Consider the following 18,083-nt stretch of genomic DNA (forward strand, 5'->3'; position numbering starts at 1 on the left):
TATGAAAAAGTGTTTATTCTCATTATCCATTTTAGCGTATGTTCTAAGCTATTCGCAAACCCAGACATGGAATACAACAGGGAATGCAGGGACTAATTCTGCTACTGATTTTATAGGAACAACAGATGATCAACCTTTGGTTTTTAAAACGAACGGTGTTGAAAAAATAAAGTTATCACCTAGCGGAAGACTTGTATTCTATAATACGAACTCACAAACCTGGAATTACAACTTATATATAGGAGGTGGAAATGAAAATCCCTCCGAAAGTCCTGTCATGAACTATGCCAATGTAGCAGTAGGTTTGGGATCTATGATTTCAAATACTACCGGAAGTTCCAATACGGCATTAGGGTATAATACAATGACCAACAATACTAAAGGAAGTATAAATACAGCCTTAGGAATTAATGCTATGCAATCTGCTGTTGATGGAAATAATAATGTTGCCGTTGGAGTAAATACTTTAGGAGGGATGATCACTGGTGATTATAATACAGCGGTTGGTAATTCGGCTCTCCGTTCTTGGGGAAGTGTAGCTTCTCTTGCTTTAACGAAAAATACAGCAATAGGTTCCACTGCATTAATGAGATTGAATAACGGGGGTTATAATACTGTAGTAGGACAGGATTCTTTTGTAAATACCTATATAGGAAGCAATAATATTGCATTGGGTTCCAATAACGCACGCGATGCCAATAATGCCACAGGAAATATTTATATAGGAAATAATATTATTCCATTCAACACTCAACCTACCAATGAATTGAATATCGGAAACTGGATTATCGGAAACAATGGTATCATCGGAATTGGGCAGTTTTCTTATCGGCTTCCTGCTGATGGAGTTGGTCCGGACGGACAAAAATACAAGCTGTTTGTAAGAGACGGGATTAAAACTGAAAAAGTGAAAGTAGATATCGCTTCGGCTAATGGCTGGGCAGACTATGTATTCAAAAAAGGTTACCAATTGATGCCACTGTCTGAAGTGGAAAAGCATATTCAGGATAAAGGGCATCTGCCCAACATTCCATCGGCGGATGAAGTTGTGAAAAATGGAATAGACCTTGGAGCAATGGATGCCAAGTTATTAGGAAAAATTGAAGAACTGACTTTATATTCTATCGAACAGGATAAAAAACTCCAAGCGGAAGAGGAAAAAAATAAAAAGCAACAGATACTGATAGAGCGTTTGATCCACCGAATAGAACTCCTGGAGAACAAAAAATAAATCAACTATTTAAACAATATACTTGAACAAGAGTAATGGCAATATTATTCAAAGAAGTTTAGCGCTAGATGATCAGATTATTAATCAAAATGAAATCATTGATAAACTTCAGAAACGTATAGAAAAACCGGAACATGATGATCATAAAAATTTTAAAATATGAAATAGCCATGAGTGCATGAATGAAGATGATGCGATTGTATATGGCTTTTAAAAAACAATAAATATTTTCATATGAAATCAACAGTAACTTATAAATATAGTCTGGGCATTGCGATCTTATTTTTCCAATATTCAAATGTCATGGCACAGGTAACGGAGAAAGACTTTCCTGCTGAAAAGAAAGCTGCTTTGCGAAGTATTCTTTCTGTACAGAAAAAACTATCTGTACAGAGGATACAAGCCATTAACCGATTGAAATCGAAAGGGTTTAAAGAGATTATTGTGGAAGAAGAGAATGTTAAGCAGTTAATCAATGAAGATGAACAAGGACGTCCGATGTATTATACGACATTAAATGCTAATCCTTCCAAACGGATTAAGGCAAACAGGTTCTATTCTGGACAAGGTCTGGGTGTTAATATTTCCGGTCAGGGAATGATTATAGGGCAATGGGATTATTCAAAGCCACGAGTGAATCATCAGCTCCTGATAGGGAAAATCACTTATCATGTCAATCAGAATCAGACCATCTCTCGACATAGTACCCATATTGCCGGTACACTGATTGGTAATAATATCAGCAATCCTAATGCTACCGGTATTGCTTATGACGCAACCTCCAAAGCCTATGACTGGGTGAATGATGCAACAGAAATGACCGAAGAGGCTCTGGGTGGAATGCTCATTGCGAATAATAGCTACGGATTTGATCCGATATATCTGCAAACGTACCAGTTTGGAAAGTACAATACAACAGCAAAGGATTGGGATAATATCATGTATAATGCTCCCTATTTTCAAATTGTAAAAGCAGTAGGTAATGCACGAATTTTAGATCCTTCCATTGTTCCTCAGGTATCTGCCAAACAGGGGTATGACCTGTTGGAGGGTGGTGGTATTGCCAAAAATGTTCTGGTTGTTACTTCAGTCAATGAAAACATCAGTCCGAATGGAGATTCTGATTTTGGAATTTCTTCTTTCAGTAGTTATGGACCAACGGATGATGGAAGGATCAAACCGGATATTGCTGCTCAGGGAGAGAATGTTTATTCTTCCATCGAAACCTATAATTCTGCTTATGGATATTATAACGGAACTTCTTCAGCATCTGCTTCCGTAGCCGGAGGAATTACACTATTACAGCAATACTGGAAAACCCTTAATCCTAATTATATGTGGTCATCTTCTGTGAGAGCTATTCTGGCTCATACAGCCAATGATAAAGGCACTTTAGGCCCCGATTACGTTTACGGTTGGGGATTGATGGATACAGAGAGAGCAGCCCAGCTGATTTATAGCAACAATAAAAGCACATTAGTTAAGGAAGAAAATCTGGTTAATGGTAAAGAATACAGGCTCTATGCAGTAGCTACCAAATCTGATCAACAGCCGTTTGTTGCTACTTTAGCATGGACAGACCCAGCCGGAAACATTGGAAACACGGTTACAGATGATGAGGCCAAAGCATTAATCAATGATCTGGATATTACCATTGTTAAAAAAGATGACTCCGGGAATACACAGACTTTTTATCCTTGGAAGCTGGGCGGAATTAATAACTATACTGCTGCTGCAACCCGAAACTCTGCCAATTCAGTAGACAATATCGAAAAAGTGGAGATTGAAAACCCCGATGGACTATATCAGGTGATCATTAAACATAAAGGAAATCTTCAGCAGGGAAACCAGAATTTTTCTCTGATCCTTTCCGGAGTATCTTTCTGTTATTCTGATGATTTGTACGTATTGGTAAGAGAACAAGACAATATTGATGCTCCTAATTTCGCAGGAACAGCCAAACAGATCAAAGCATCCAATGTTATTAAGAGTCCAGCAAAAGTTACTTACAAAGCATCCAAATCTATAGAATTATTGCCTGATGCATCAGGAGGGAGTAAAACAATAGGTTTTGAAACGGAGCCGGGGGCCGATTTTTTAGCATATATCGATCCGGATTGTGGAGATATAGAGCTCCCTTTGCTGTATAAGGCACAATCAATGGCAAGAACGGTCAATAAAATAGCAGCCTCTGTTCCGGCAAAAAAAACGGAGATTGTAAAACAGGATGAAATAATAGTTTATCCTAATCCTGCCCATGAAGAGGTGAATGTTAAATTCAGATTAGGAGAGACTTCTAAAGTCGTGATAATGCTGTATGACATGTCAGGTAAGGAAGTAATTCGCCAGGAAAGCTCTCAGAATTTCCCAAATGGAGAATTTATGAAAACCTTAAACGTAAGAGGATTACCAGGAGGAGCATATATTCTTTATGTAGAAACTTCAACCCAGAAAATAAGTAAAAAACTAATCATTAAATAAAGGAGACCATGAATTATTTATATAGAATCATTTTTCTGTCTTTCAGTTCCTTTACGTTTTCCCAAAGCCCTGGGGGGGTAGGAGAAGTAAGCCTTTGGCTGAAGTCGGATATGGGACGGACGGCAACACTTTTATATACAGATTATAGTAATAATCAACATGCGATTTCGGCAGAAACAGAAAAGAATAAACCCAAATACAGTTTGCTTAACTATAATGATGCACTGGACTTTGACGGAACTTCCAGTTTTCTGAAAATCCCTTACGTGATGGAAACCTTGAATAAGGTCAACCTGTTCATGATCTACCAGAATAAAAATACAAACAAAGAAGGCGCTTTGCTTTCAACGGATTTTTCAGGGGAAAAGGAAATGTATTACAGTACCGGCAATCTCTTTCGATATAATAATGAACAGATCAATGCTATAGATCCTGAAAAACTGGATAGTACAGCTTCCTTAAGTATGTATTCCAAGTTTGATGTGCCTTCCCAAAAAATAGGGTATGTATTGGGAAGCTCAGGAAAAAGTAATATTTATATCGGGAAAGATGCAGGAACAAGAAACTGGAATGCTTTTAAAGGAAAATTACCGGAATTTTTTATTTACCGCAAAATTTTAACTCAAAATGAACGAGATAGAGTCAATTCATATTTAGCTATAAAATATGGAGTTACCATTCCTATGACCGAATATCTAAGTTCAAAAAGCATAAAAGTATGGAAAAAAGAAGACTATACAGATTATCCTGAAAATGTGGCCGGTATTGGCATAGACCAATATTCTGGGCTTTATCAGAAACAATCTACCAGTACTTCAGAAAATAAACGGTTAATCATTGCCAGTAAAGAATTAGCCGTTAACAATAAAACAAATACGGCACAATTACCCGATCAGACTTTTTTAGTTTGGGGAAATAGCAGGGATGGATTAGAGCTAGGTAGAGAAGTATTAGGCCAGCAGCTTTTAAAAAGAAAATGGAAAATACGATTATCGGGTGAAAAGAAAAACGAATCTTTCCCAACAGAAGTTGTTTTTTACATTAAAGATATCATCCCTGTAATTCCTGAAGGGGAAAAAATATCATTGATTATTGACAGGTCCGGAAAGGGAGATTTCAATAATACAGATCTGGAAACCTATCCGGTAGCATCGATTGATGATAAAGGATTTGCTCATTTCAAGGACGTAGTCTTCGACAAAGATTTTTCAGGGACGGATGTATTTACCTTTGCTTTAGGTTCAAAATTATTATTAGCAAAAGAAATTATACAAGGCAGTTGTAATAATAGTTTTGGAGCATTGAAACTTAACATCCAAGGGGGAACAGCACCATATAAAATCTATCTTACCAAAGATAATATGTTGGTACAAAATCAAACTTCTCAAACCTCCAAAGTAGATTTTAATAACCTTGCAGCTGGAAGTTATACGATGGAAATTCTGGATAAAACGAATACATCTTCTCGTTTCAATTTTGAGATTAACAGTTTTGCTTCCGTTGATACAGGGTTTGCTGAAAGTTATGTGCTTCCTCAAAACGGATTCATAGAACTGGATGCTTCAAAAAATATTGATAACAGAGGAACCCACTATCAATGGACTTCGGATAATGGATTTACAAGTACCCGTCCTGATGTTAAGCTCTACGAGCCGGGAGAATATACCATTAAGACTACTACTTCAGATGGATGTCTGAAAATAAGCAAAGTAATGGTAACTCAATCATTAGAAACAGGTATTACTATTTTCCCTAATCCTACACGTGCCGGAGAAAACTTCACGATTCGTGCCCGCTTGTCTAAAGCCGAAGATATTCATATCAAAATTTTGGATATGTCCGGAAGGTTGGCTAAAGAAAGAAGTGAAACAGGTAAATCATTCTATGAAATTAAAGACTCACTTCTTGTAGGAGGAACATATATCGTGATCGTGGAAACTTCTACTCAGAAAAAAACTTTTAAACTAATCATTAATTAGTAACGACTATGAAGACATCATTATTTAACATAATCAGAAAACAGAAGAAACTGGTTAATTCCTTTATCTTTCTTATCTCATGGTCGCAGATACATGCCCAGGCCAATCATCTTTTCCTGACTAAAGAAGAGAGGCAACCGGAAAATAAGGAGTATAAAAGTATAGTATCAAAAAATCCTAAATTTACCTTTTCTTCAGTTGAAAAAAGTTTACCCGATGCATCAGAACCTTCGCCAGAAGTGTCAGGTAATAAAGATAAAGTTGCATCACAATCTGAAGTATTTTCAAAAAGTATTAACATTGAGAGAACAACATTTAATGCCAATTATACAAATAGCTCCAGATATTATATTTCAGATATAAAACAGGGTGTTATTGGTAAAGATGAAGCACATCCTATAGATCAGGTTTACGATAATATTTTTACCGTAATCGTTGATAATGCAGTTAAATCAAATTCTTCCGCCTGGCTGGAATATGAATTGTATGGAGTAACCCATTCCTCCGGAGTAAGCAAATACATCAATGACGAATTGGCTACCGGAGGCAATGCTGTCGAAAAAAATAACCAATGGACTTTCCATTCGGAAGCATTATCAGCTTCTTCAATTATTCAGGGAAAAAATAAGGTTACATTTACCATTCCTTCTGAAGCAGATTATACGTATAAGGTTCGTAATGTCCGTATCAGAATTGATAAATCGATTCCTGCTTTTTACAAACCGGAAAAAACGGCCGCTTCGGCATTAATCAAGAATATAGCAGCCGGAGCAGCCGGAGAATTACATTGGGAAGGAGCAGGCCTTGAATTCAACAAAGGAACCCTGAAAACATCAAAGAATTTTTCGGTGACTCCTTTGAGGGATATTGATATCCCGGCTACAACACCGGAATTCGTAAATGTCACCAAAGAACATTTCGCCTATCGTTTTCTTCCACACGGAGAACATTTCAGTATTCCTGCAAAGGTAACAATGGCTTATGATAAGTCTAGAATCCCTACAGGATATACAGAACAGGATATCAAAGCTTTTTATTTTGATGATATTCAGAAAAAATGGATGGCGTTAGAAAAGGATTCCTTAATGGCTGAGAAGCAGATTTTGGTTTCCAAAACAACACACTTTACGGATATGGTTGCAGGGATTATCAAAGTTCCTGAATCTCCTGAAACAGGAAGTTATGCTCCTAATTCCATTAAAGATATTAAAGCTGCTGATCCATCTGCGGGAATTGTGAGCATCGGAGCTCCTTCTCCCAATAATATGGGAACGGTAAATACAAGTTTCCCTATTAAACTTCCTGCCGGTAGACAAGGAATGCAGCCCTCATTATCTGTCAATTATAACAGTGAAGGAGGTAATGGCTGGATGGGGTTAGGCTGGGACCTTTCCGTTCCTGCTATAAGCATTGATACAAGATGGGGAGTACCAAGATATGATGGAGCTAAGGAAACTGAAATATATTCTTTTGGAAGTGAACAGTTGACCTTTAAAGACGGAGATAAATTTGTTTTGCCCAATCGTACAGAAGGTTTTGATAAAGACAGAATGGCGGAAAGACAGTTCTACCCAAGAATAGAAGGGGCATACAATAAAATTATCAGACACGGAAGCAGCCCATCTAATTATTGGTGGGAAGTCATCAGCAAGGATGGTACCAGAAACCTTTTTGGAGGTGATGGAACTGCAGTAGTGGAAAATGCAGTGCTGAGACAGGAAGGAACTAATAATATTGGCCATTGGGCACTTTACAAAACCATTGATACTAATGGGAATTATGTAAAATATAATTATGATACTCCGAAATATAGCGCTTCAGGAGCCATTGGAAACGGAGGAAAAGAGATGTATATCAGTACCATAGAATATACCCTTAACGATGCCAATAATTCATTAAAAAAATATACTGTAAATTTTGGATATGATACAGCCCAAAGAGACGATGTACAGGTAGATGGACGACTTGGGTTTGTAAGAGTCACTTCAAAAAGACTGGGGAATATCCAGATATTCTATGATGGAAATAATAAGGTAAGAAGCTATGAATTTAAATATAAGACAGGAGCATTTACTAAATCTCTTTTAGAAACTATTACAGAGAAAAAAGCAGATGATCAAGTATTTTATACCAATAGAGTAGAGTATTTTAACAACATAGAAACCTCTCAGTATGCACCGGAAACCACCATTGACGGTGTGGCTAATGATGCAGGAATCAAGAGTTCTTCATTATTGGGACATGGTGATTCAAAAAATAATACGGTTGGTGGCGCTCTTACATTTGGTCTGGCAAAAGTGGGAGATACTCAGGCCTATAATCCACTTACTAAAAGTGCAACCATTGGGGGAGACTATCAATATACAGAAGGAGAAGGTGGAGGAAGATTGACTATCACCGATGTGGATGGTGATGGGCTTCCGGATAAGATTCTGAAGAATGAGTGGAGTTCCCCGGATGCTACTTTTAAATATAGAAAGAAAGGTCCGGATACAGATGCATTTGGTAGTAATTTATTAACACCGGAAAATTCAAAATCATTTTCTTATTCAAAAAGTTATACGAATAGTTTCGGTTTAGAAGCAACAGCTTCAGCTCTTTTCCAGGTAGGGGCTTCCGGTGGAACATCCAAAACAAAAGACCTGACTTATAATTATTTTACAGATGCCAACAGTGACGGGATTCAGGATATTGTAAGTAATGGGCAGGTTTACTTCGGAAGAGTAGAAAATGGAGTTTTAAAGTACAGTTCAGATGTTTCATTAACTCCCAATCCCATTATGAAAGGTGCGGCAATAAGTACACCGGCTGTAGATTGTAATGAGATATTGGAAGACTATAAAAACTCTCCATTGCATGATGTTGTTAAAGCCTGGAGGGCACCGTTTGACGGAATGATCGGAATATCTGGTTCGATGAAACTAAAGAATCCATCATCTAGCCCGGATGGTGTAAAAATAAGTGTACAACACTTTAAGCCGGAAACCAACACTTCAAATTTCCTTACGCCTTTCACCATTCTTAGTGGAGCTACAAGCAGCGCCAATATCAGCCAGTCTTCATTGCAGGTAAAACAAGGAGATTATCTTTATTTCAGGGTAAACTCAAGGGATAATGGTGTAGGAGATCTTATTGAAATGGTGGCAGGTATTACTTATCTATCAACACCAATATCATATCCGTATCCGGGAGCACTTTCAGATTGGTATAGAGATTCCTCAGAAACCCCTCTTGGTAGAATGGATAATGTGAGCTTAGTAAGCAGTAAAAATGGTACAGGTGTTCCTGTGAATGCTGCTTCGGGTACTATTACCGGAACTTTTAACAAACCTCTTACAGTACAAGATATTACCGTTAAAATTGTAAAAAAACAATCAGATGGTACGGTAACAACCATAGGAAGCCAGCAATATCCATCTACAACTACAGGAAGTCAAACGCTGCAATTTAATACAGGTGCCCTGACTGAGAATGATATTGTATATTTTCAGGTACAATCTAATTTAAATGAAAAATGGGAAAATTTAAAATTTAATAATTTAAAACTGACCATCAATTATGAAGGAAATGATATCGAACTTCCTATCATTCCGGATTTCCAATTTTATAATTTAAGAAATAATACAACGGCTACATTTAAACCATGGATCGATATGCGTGGTCGTGACGGAAATTATTCACTTTATGCAAAGTTAACCGGTAAACCAGCCGGGAGATATACCTATATCGTAAGAAACAGGGTAATGCAGCGTGGAAATTTTGTAAACCCGATTATTACTACGATCAATTGGACAGGCAGTGTGAATTCTATGCAGGAACTCTCTATTTCTCAACCAATCATACGTTGGAATGATTATTATGTTGAATGTTATACCGATCTCACTTCTGATGCCGGATTGGATGGAACAATTCCTAATATGGAGGTGGAAATTCGTGAATCTGTGAATGTAAATCCTGCTGCCCCAACTGTATTTGAAACCCATGGTATCAATGTGTATGGAAAAGATACTGATAAAATATACAAGGAAGGTTCCGGTACGGATTTGTCCACTGATAATGGAAGATTTGGAGCCATGTACAGAAGCTGGGGACAATTTATTTATCATGGAGGATATGGTACATTACCTACTGCTTGCAGTCAACTACAGGATCAGCTTACCGATTATGGAAGCCAGCAAATAGACCCTGTTAAATTAGTTCCTCCTAGTGATGAGAACGATTCTACACCTTTGAATTCCAGACTTTTTATCATGATGAATGCCTATAACGGAAGAGACTTTAATACTCCAGGCAATTCTGATTATGTTCAGAGGTATATTGGAATGAGTAAAACGACTTATGTACAAGGCATAGATATTTCATCTTCACGAATGGGAATGAATGATATGAGTTTGCTTTCACAAGCAACATCTGCAAATACCCCTGGAGTCTTTAATGCTCCTGTGAAGCAATCGAAAACCACGAATACCAATACCGGAATTTCGGGAGGTTTTTCTGTTTTCTCATTGAATAAAACAACTTCCACCGGGAAAACAATTAATATGTTGGATTATTTTGATATGAATGGTGATGGCTATCCGGATGTATTGAACGGAAATATGATTCAGTATACCAACATGATCGGTATGCTTGCCAGTAATACTTTGCTGGGAGCTAATGATAATTCGCATAGAACAGATCACTCTAACTCAGGATTTGGGGTTGGACAAAACTATCCGTTATCAGGTAAATCCAATGAGTCCAGTAATAAAAATGCATTAAAAGCCGTTGAACCTGGATTTAATTTCTCAGGAGGATCATCTGATGGAGAAGATCATTCCAATTACAGCTATATCGATATCAATGGAGACGGATTATTAGATAGAGTAGCGGAAAGCGGACAGGTTCAGCTTAATCTCGGATATTCTTATGCTCCGGCAGAAAACCTTTCATATGGTAACTTCAGAAATGGAACTACCACTTCAACGAATCTTGGAGCTGGGGCATCTATCGGAGGAACTATAACAAGCGGTTTACCAAAAGGGGTAAGTATGTTTAATGGAAGTATCGCTTTTGGTGCAGGAAAATCTGAAACATTTACTGATCAGAAAACATCCCTGATCGATATCAATAATGATGGTTTGGCAGATTTAGTAACCAATTCAGGCGGAAATCTGAGTGTGCAGATTAATACAGGAAATAAATTTGTTTCCATACCGTGGAATGCTTCATCCAATATCCAACAGGATATTTCCCGAGGATTTAATATGAATGTTGGAGTTACAGCGTCCATTCTCATTCCTCTTGGAACTACAGGAAATTCACTTAAGATTTCTATAAACCCTAGTACAAGCTTTGGAGAAGGAGATAGTAACGTTAAGCAGCAAATATTAGATTTAAATGGAGACGGTTTCCCGGATTTATTAAAATCACAGGCGGATGGAGACGGTAACTTTAGCAATACAAGTGCACAGGTACAATATTCTACAATAGGTACTACGAATCTCCTTAAGAAAGTAACGACTCCAATGGGAGGAACTTGGGAAGTTTCTTATGAAAGAACAGGAAATACGTACGATCTTCCTCAAAATAAATGGATTATGACTTCTGTGGTCTCCAATGACGGATTTACCGGAGACAGCCAGTTTAAACCTGACTTTTCTAAAATTACGGTTACTTATGAAAATCCTTACCATAGCAGAAGGGAAAGAACCTTTTACGGATTTGAGAAAGTAAGAACCAACCAGATCAATACAGGAAACGGAGGAGCTGCGGCTACGGAAATATACCGTTATACATTACAGACCTTTAACAATAGTTCATACTTTTTAAAAGGAGCTTTATTGTCTGAGGTATTGTATGATGCTGCGGGAAATAAATGGACGGAGAAGATTAATACACTTTCTTTAAGAACAATTAATAACTCTACGATAGCATTAGCAAATGTTCTGACTAAAGAAGCAGAAAAAGGGCTTACGAATTTTGGATACTTTACGGCATTAGATAAAACCACTTACAGTTTCTATGAAGGTCAGGCTGTAGCAGGTAAATCTACTTCTACAGAAATGGTATATGATAATTATGGTAACCTTAAACAGAATAAAGATTTAGGAGACATCCAGATTGGAGTTAATGAAGTCCTTACTTCTGATGTGACATATCAGATTACAGATAATGTTTCCAATTATCTTATCCTGCCAACAAGCGTAAAATCAACCGCACCGGGAGTAGTGAGAGAAAGAACAGCTCAGTATGACGGTAAAGGTAATGTTACGGCTATTACAATGGTAGGTCCTGGAAATCCTGTCAACAATTATGAGTATGATAGCTACGGAAATATTAAAAAAGCAACCGGACCTGCCAATTATCAAGGGCAACGTTTCTTCCATGAATATACTTATGATGCTAATGTAGCAACGTATCCAACCAAGGTAAAAGATGCCTTCGGATATAGCAGCACATCAGAATATGATTTCCGGTTCGGAGTGCCTGTCTTTACCGAAGATATGAATTTGCAGCCAACGCAATATGCATATGATGCAGCAGGAAGAACAACCGAAATCACCGGACCTTATGAAATGTTCAATGACATTCCTTGGACCATACAGTTTGAATATAAACCGATCACTGATGCCCCATTGAATGCAACAGGAGCTCAGTCTTACGCTATAACCCGTCATTATGATCCGGATAATGCTAATAATACCATTAATACCGTAAGTATTTCAGATGGTTTAGGAAGCCCTATCCAGGTGAAGAAGACGGCGGATCTTTATCAAAAAGGACTGAAGTATGTAGTGTCTGGAAAAGCGGAGCAAGACGCTTTTGGTAGAGCATTGAAAACATATTATCCAACAGAATCGCAAGCTTCAGTGAATACTTATGATGCAACAGTAGATAATATTGTTCCTACGATCAATACCTATGATGTGTTGGATAGGGTACTTACAACTAAGTTACCGGATGAAGACCTGATTTCTGAAGTAGAATATGGCTTTGGAAACGACCGTGAGGGAAGAAAGATGTTTCGTACCATGATGACGGATGAATTAGGAACCATCAAAACTACATATGCGGACATTAAAGGTCGTACGACAACAGTACATGAACCATCCAATACAGGCGATATTTTTACCAGCTTTACCCATGATGCCATTGGAGAATTATTGAAAGTAAGAGATGTACAGAATAACCTGACCACCAGTATTTATGATGATCTGGGAAGAAGAACATCTATGACCCATCCGGATAATGGTACTTCAACTTTCGTATATGACCCTGCAAGCAATATGACTTCCAGAACCAATGCGGAAAATGAAACTGCTGCTTATGAGTATGATTATAAGCGTTTAAAAGCGATCAATTATCCGAAATATCCTGAAAATAATGTAAAATATTATTATGGTCAGGCAATGGATGCCTCAGCAATGGATAATAATGCGGTGGGTAGATTATGGTATCAGACGGATGCTACCGGTACCCAATACCTGAAATATGGAAGATTAGGCGAATTGACACATCAACGTCGTTCTGTAGCAGCTCCGGGAGCAGGAGTATATTGGTTTGGTACTGAATGGGAATATGATACCTGGAACCGTGTGAAAACAATTACGTATCCGGACGGAGAAAAAGTAACGTACAATTATAACCTGGCCGGAAACCTTAGGAATATGGCTTCCGTAAAAGATGGATTTGCCAGAAATATCATCAATGAATTAGGCTATGATAAATTTGATCAAAGGGTATTCCTGAAATACGGAAACGGAACCACAACCAGCTATGAATACGAAACGAAGAGAAGAAGGCTGCTGAAGCTGAATGCCCAGACTCCTACGAATCGTTACTTCATGAAAAACCTCTATCAATATGATGTAGTGAGCAACGTATTACAAATCCATAACAATGCCCCTGTGTCACAGGCCGGATTATTAGGAGGAGGTACCAACCATGCGTATGGGTATGATGATTTATACAGATTAACTTCTGCAAGTGGAAACTGGCGGGGTATGAACCCACAAGGCCAGGAAGAGCGCCAGCGTTATACGGTGACAATGGCTTATGACAATATGCATAATGTGATGAGCAAAACACAGAAGCATGAAAGAGCTATGGGCAGTACCGGAACAGTCTGGAACAATATTGAGGCTACTTCTTATCTTTTAAATTACCGATACGAAGGAACAAAACCACATGCTCCAACAACTATCGTAGACGAACCTAATGTGTCGGGTGCCCTATGTTGTGACGTCAACAATCCGCAGGTGAAGTTCCAGAACTATACCTATGATAAAAAAGGAAACCCTACGGCCATTGCACAGCAAACCTGCAATGCAACAGAACCCAAAACCAAGTATCTGTGGGACGAAGAAAACCGTATGCGTTTTGTAGATACGAATCCTTCCACACCGGAAGTAGACGGTTCAGCAATCTATACCTATGATGCAGGAGGAGAAAGAATTATTAAAAATGTTCTCTCTACAGCAGTGATCACAGGATCTAACGGAACTTCCCAGACCATCACCAAAAATGATTATAGTCTGTATCCTAATGGAATGGCTGTGGCAAGATTAATTTTCAACACCCAAACTCAGAAATATGAGCTGTCTTATACCAAGCATTATTATGCCGGAGATCAGCGTGTCAACAGCAAACTAGGGAAAGGAAAAGATGTAGGATTATTTAACTGTGCATGGTTAATTATTCCTTACGGAACCGGAGTGTCTTCCATCAATGAAAAAGCAGTAGCCAAAGAAAAACTGGAAGCCAACACTTCTGCAAGTTTAGCGATTATGGCAGCCAATGGAATTACCCCACCACCTAATTACGGACAAAACGCAGGATATACAGAAAATTGTGTACCTTCGTATGCAGGAGTGGAAGAGAAAGATACTTACTGGTATCACCCTGACCACCTGGGCAGTAGTTCTTTTATTACCGGTTTAGATGGAGAAGTAACCCAAAATATCGAGTATTTCCCAAGCGGAGAGTTATTTGTAGAAAACCATAAGAATTCTTATAATACGCCGTATAAATTTAATGGTAAAGAGCAGGATGACGAGACAGGTTACTATTATTATGGAGCGAGATATTATAATCCTAGGGTAAGTCTTTGGTTGAATGTAGATCCATTAGCGGACTATAATCCGTTGTATAATGATCAGGCTTATATAGATGGAGAACATAATGGAGGTGTTTATAACTCTGGGAATAATAATCCTTATATTTATTGCTATCAGAATCCAATTAAGTATATTGACCCGAATGGGAAGCAAGTGGAATGGCAGAAAGCATGGAATAATACAAAAACATTCCTTAGTGATGCGGGTGATGTTCTCCATAAAACTGCTGAGAATATAACTCCTCTTAATGTTCACGTTAAGTCTCAGCAAGAAATAGCAGCAAGTAAAGCTAAATATGGAGAGGGGATCATTGCCAGTTTAGATGAAACATGGGATAATTTCAAAGGTGTTGGAAACCAATTAAGAGCATTGGGTGACATTGATTTTGATGATGTTAAAGAGCGATTCAATAATGCTTCTGGGAAAGAAAAAGTTGAAATAGCTGCTACAGCAGGTGCTATTTTGTTCTCCTTGAAAAAAGGTAAAATAGATACTAAAGGATTAGCCTTGTTGGGAAGTAGTGGAAAGAATTTTAAAATTTTAACTGCTAATCTATTGAAGAAAGCTGGAATCGATGCTCATGAATTGAAATATGAATTTTTAGGTAAAAAAACAAAAATATCAGAATACGACCTATATAAGCATACTGATACTAACGAAGTTTTAATACTTAAAAAAGGGGGAAAGGGAGAGCCAATACATACAGGAGAATATATAAATGATTAGCAAATTATGGATTATAATACTAATATAAAGATTACTTTTTCAATATTTGGATGTTTTTTCGACCCAAATGATTTAACAAAATTAATAGGCATAGTTCCTACAAACATTTGGATAGAAGGAGAGGTGATTCCCAATAATAAAAAAAATAAAAAGAGGGAGGAGTCAGCATGGGAATATTCGATATATTCTGATACGATATATCTTGAAGAAATTTCAGATAGGCTTGTCTCTATTTTTAAAGAGAAAGTAATAATTGTAAATGACTATGTAGATCAAACTAATGGCCTTACGATAAAATTTGATATTATATTAGAAATAGCAGAAGAACAAGGTGTAGTATTATATTTTAATAAATCTTTTTTAAATATGGTTAGTGAATTAGGTGCTGAAATTGAGGTTGATAATTATATTTTAAAAAATGAATAAGTTGCAAAATATAGTTGCTGAATTTTTTTTAGCAGGATAAATTTCCCCGCTGCAAAGTCTTGGACCAAGGGTGTAAGGAACTTTGAGCTGATAAAAGTAAAACCACCGCAATTGCGGTGGCTTTTGTGTATTTAGAGTTGATATAATTTTTTAGCTTTATAGTCACGAATTTTTGAATTTAGGAGTCTATACAGGGAGTCAGCGGATCAACAGTAGGTTATGGAAAGGAAAAGATGTAGGATTATTTAACTGTGCATGGTTCATTATTCCTTATGGAACCGGAGTGTCTTCCATCAATGAAAAAGCAGTAGCCAAAGAAAAACTGGAAGCCAACACTTCTGCAAGTTTAGCGATTATGGTAGCCAATGGAATTACCCCACCTCCTAATTATGGACAAAACGCAGGATATACAGAAAATTGTGTACCTTCATATGCAGGAGTGGAAGAGAAGGATACCTACTGGTACCATCCTGACCACTTAGGCAGCAGTTCTTTTATTACCGGTTTAGATGGTGAAGTAACCCAAAATATCGAGTATTTCCCAAGCGGAGAGGTATTTGTAGAGAATCATAAGAACTCTTACAATACACCTTATAAGTTTAATGCAAAGGAGCTAGATGATGAGACCGGGTACTACTATTATGGAGCGAGGTACTATAATCCTCGTATCAGTCTGTGGTTAGGAGTAGACCCATTGGCAAATTATAATCCTGTAATGGAAAGTGAATTTTATGGAGATGGTCAACATAATGGAGGTGTGTATAACTCTGGAAACTTGAATCCTTATATTTATTGTTATCAGAATCCTGTAATATATGTAGACCCAAATGGGAAACAATCATTTTTCATGCAAACTAGAAGTTTTGCACCATTTAATAGATTTGGTGGTGGATTTGAAGGAGATGGAGATAATAGAAAATTTTCAACAAGTCAATCAGATACTTATAGAATTGCTGCTACGGCAAAAATTAATCTAGATAATAGGAGTATGAATATAACCCCTCATACAACTCATTCTGATTGGTTGGGAACTAAATTTAGTAGTGCCACTTCTCCCACAAATGTAGAAGGAAGCAATGCTTATAGTGGCAATAAACAGTCCTTTTATGTACATATGTATGGGAAAAATAAAGCTTTATTATGGGGAGCTGCATCTCCTGATATTGATGCAAATGTGAGTTTTAATGTTTCAAATGTAGTGAAAGGGCAAAGTTTTGATATTGAAGGAAAAGTTTATGGAGATAAGTTTCCCTCAAATGAAACATTCATAACAGATACAAAAGGAAATTCTATATTTTTGGGAGCTTCTGGAGCGGATGGCTCTCCATTTACCTCTTTAGCAGGAGATAATGATAGACCAATGTCCAGTTTTAGATTTAAAGTTTTATTAAATAAAGATGATACATTTAAAGGTGTTAATTATAGGGGCAAAAACTACTCTCCTAATCAATGGAATGCACAATTTCAAAAATTAAATCCTCAAAATGGAAATGTTCAATCTGGAAAATCAGCAAAATAATATAATATGAAAAAACCTATTTTCAAGGTATTTATTATAAGTATTATAGTATTATCAGTAATTGCCTATTTTTTAGGACTTACAGATAGTGCCTTCAAACAGGTTTATCCTTCTAAAAATTCATTATCATATCTTATGAACTCTATAAAATATTTTATTTTTTGGGTTTTGCCTTATTGGTGGATAATAATAGTAGGAGGGTCTTTGTTAATAACCTTTTTATATTGGTCAATAAAAAAAATATTCAAATAATCATTGATAAGACTAATCTGTTTCAAATAATATATGATAGCTGATTTTAAAAAAATCTCCCTCGCTGGCGCGAGCATCTTGCTCGTGTCCATGACAACAAGTAGCTAGACAATGACCTAGATAAAGAAAAAGCCACTGCCTTTGGGCGGTGGTTTTTAATTATGAACTGTCTTATACCAAGCATTATTATGCCGGAAGCCAGCGTATCAACAATAAATTAGGAAGAGGAAAAGACGTAGGATTATTTAACTGTGCATGGTTAATTATTCCCCGCTGCGCATTCTATGACACGAAGCAAATAAAAATTGTTAAAATTTAAGATGCAAATTTATAAGTATTAATATAAGGAGTTTGTCTTTCTATTACGGCGA

At 37.1% G+C, this 18,083-nt stretch carries 7 protein-coding genes; all 7 read left to right on the plus strand.

Annotated elements, in window-relative coordinates:
* The first annotated feature begins 1 nt into the window (after position 1).
* On the plus strand, positions 2-1,231 hold the full coding sequence (locus J2772_RS21675; protein ID WP_209920383.1) for a hypothetical protein: 1,230 nt from the start codon (positions 2-4) through the stop codon (positions 1,229-1,231).
* 234 nt (positions 1,232-1,465) lie between these two features.
* Positions 1,466-3,712 (plus strand): S8 family serine peptidase, encoded by a 2,247-nt coding sequence (locus J2772_RS21680; protein ID WP_209920386.1) that lies wholly within the window; start codon positions 1,466-1,468, stop codon positions 3,710-3,712.
* 8 nt (positions 3,713-3,720) lie between these two features.
* On the plus strand, positions 3,721-5,691 hold the full coding sequence (locus J2772_RS21685) for a T9SS type A sorting domain-containing protein (RefSeq protein WP_209920389.1): 1,971 nt from the start codon (positions 3,721-3,723) through the stop codon (positions 5,689-5,691).
* Positions 5,692-5,699: 8 nt separating this feature from the next.
* Positions 5,700-15,515 carry a SpvB/TcaC N-terminal domain-containing protein gene (locus J2772_RS21690; protein ID WP_209920391.1) on the plus strand — a complete coding sequence of 3,272 codons (9,816 nt, stop codon included), beginning with the start codon at positions 5,700-5,702 and terminating at the stop codon, positions 15,513-15,515.
* A gap of 6 nt (positions 15,516-15,521) precedes the next feature.
* Positions 15,522-15,941 carry a DUF4279 domain-containing protein gene (locus J2772_RS21695; RefSeq protein ID WP_209920394.1) on the plus strand — a complete coding sequence of 140 codons (420 nt, stop codon included), beginning with the start codon at positions 15,522-15,524 and terminating at the stop codon, positions 15,939-15,941.
* 172 nt (positions 15,942-16,113) lie between these two features.
* Positions 16,114-17,460, plus strand: a complete 1,347-nt coding sequence (locus J2772_RS21700) for an RHS repeat domain-containing protein (RefSeq protein WP_245365295.1) — start codon at positions 16,114-16,116, stop codon at positions 17,458-17,460.
* Between the two features lie 6 nt (positions 17,461-17,466).
* The gene (locus J2772_RS21705; protein WP_209920397.1) at positions 17,467-17,712 is read left to right on the plus strand and encodes a hypothetical protein; all 246 of its coding nucleotides are present in this window, start codon (positions 17,467-17,469) and stop codon (positions 17,710-17,712) included.
* Positions 17,713-18,083 lie beyond the last annotated feature (371 nt).

Origin of the sequence: Chryseobacterium jejuense (assembly GCF_017877355.1) — a bacterium.
In the GTDB taxonomy this organism is placed as follows: Bacteria; Bacteroidota; Bacteroidia; order Flavobacteriales; family Weeksellaceae; genus Chryseobacterium; species Chryseobacterium jejuense_A.

Excerpts from the sequence above, each read along its gene's own strand:
- J2772_RS21675 (WP_209920383.1), top strand. The coding sequence starts at position 2 with ATGAAAAAGTGTTTATTCTCATTATCCATTTTAGCGTATGTTCTAAGC.
- J2772_RS21680 (WP_209920386.1), top strand. The coding sequence starts at position 1,466 with ATGAAATCAACAGTAACTTATAAATATAGTCTGGGCATTGCGATCTTA.
- J2772_RS21685 (WP_209920389.1), top strand. The coding sequence starts at position 3,721 with ATGAATTATTTATATAGAATCATTTTTCTGTCTTTCAGTTCCTTTACG.
- J2772_RS21695 (WP_209920394.1), top strand. The coding sequence starts at position 15,522 with ATGGATTATAATACTAATATAAAGATTACTTTTTCAATATTTGGATGT.
- J2772_RS21690 (WP_209920391.1), top strand. The coding sequence starts at position 5,700 with ATGAAGACATCATTATTTAACATAATCAGAAAACAGAAGAAACTGGTT.
- J2772_RS21705 (WP_209920397.1), top strand. The coding sequence starts at position 17,467 with ATGAAAAAACCTATTTTCAAGGTATTTATTATAAGTATTATAGTATTA.